Origin of the sequence: Thiorhodococcus mannitoliphagus, from assembly GCF_010915725.1 — a bacterium.
Classification (GTDB): domain Bacteria; phylum Pseudomonadota; class Gammaproteobacteria; order Chromatiales; family Chromatiaceae; genus Thiorhodococcus; species Thiorhodococcus mannitoliphagus.
In genome coordinates, this window is record NZ_JAAIJR010000331.1 from 1 (window position 1) to 1338 (window position 1338).

A 1338-nucleotide genomic window follows, 5' to 3' on the forward strand; every position below is an offset into this window, starting at 1 on the left:
CGAGCGTTTGCCCTTCTTCGGCAGCACCGGGAAATCCACCAGCTCGGCGAGGCGCTGCTGGTTGGCCGGGCTGTGAAAGCCCTTGTCGAAGCTCACGCTCGCCAAGGGCGAGAAGTCGCTCACGAGCCCCTCGACCAGGGGCACGGCCACTTGGTCATCGGTCTCGTGCTGCATGACACGATGAGAAAGAATGAAGCCATATTGATCTTCCGTGATCGCCACCCGCAGCCCCAGCTCGACAGGGACGCCGGCCTTGCCCTTGCTAACCCACTCGGTGTGCGGTTCGAAGATCGAGAAGACCTTTTCGGCGTGCGGGATGCGCTCACCATGGAGCACGCGGCGGCGGATCTGATCGATCTGACGCTCGCTATGGGCCATGTCATCATCCAGGGCGCTGAAGGCCGCCAGCGGCAGTGCGCAGCCGATGTGCAGGCGGCGGCGCGTCTCGCGGGCGCGGGCGAGAAAGGACTCGGCAAGTTCCAGATAGTCGCGGTGTGCCTGCTTGATCTCCTCGGCGCGCACGGCGCGCTTGTCCTCGTCCTTAGCGTTGGAGCGCTTGAGGGTTTGCACGCGCCGGTAGGCCTGCTTCAGGCAGCGCACGTTGTAGGCGCTCTGGCGCCAGTCGCTCAAGTCCTCGGCCTCACACAAGCCGGCGCTGGTCTCGATGACCTTGCGCACCGCGTCGCAGAGCAGGTTGATGTCGGTGGGAAAGTGCACGTCGGTCTCGACGACGAAGGAGTCACAGCGCACCTGAAGCCCGTCGTCTGGGCTTTTTTTTACCAAGGCGTGACCGGCGTCCACGACTTCCTGATTGATGCGCTCAAGCACCTCGGGGGTGAACAAACGCAGGTTGTCCTTGAGCGTCTGCACGCCCCACCGGGTCTCCTCGCCCCAGTCGCTGTGACCGAGCATCTGGCGCACGGTGCGGTGCTGGTTGGCTAGCTCCGCGATGCGGTCGTAATCGGCATTCAGCCCCAGACGCAGCACGCCGAGCACCAGGATCTGCCACTGCGCCATCCCCGGACGCCCGGTCTCGGCGCTCACCGGACCCGAGCCGTCGGCGCGCTCGGGCAGCACCTCGGCGAGGATGGCGAAGACGCGCTCGCGCACCGCCGCGTCGGTGTAGATGAATTGCAGCCCGCGCAGCAGGCGCGGGATGTCATCGCGCGAGCGGTGGTCGATCGCGATGGCGCCGATGTCGACCTCACCGAGTTGCAATTGGGGCTTGATGATTTCGCGCATGAGGGTTGCAATGACGACGTTCATGAAGGTTCATTCGGTTTTCATTCGAAAACCACTTGCGATGGCCGTCTCGACTTCGAGAGATCAATGCCTTAG

Annotated in this window: 1 protein-coding gene; it reads right to left on the reverse strand. The window is 64.1% G+C overall.

The genetic code is table 11. The annotated features are described in order from the left end of the window. A partial coding sequence (locus G3480_RS26670) for an ISNCY family transposase (RefSeq protein WP_476718478.1) occupies positions 1 to 1242 on the reverse strand: 1242 nt, incomplete at its 3' end. Positions 1243 to 1338 lie beyond the last annotated feature (96 nt).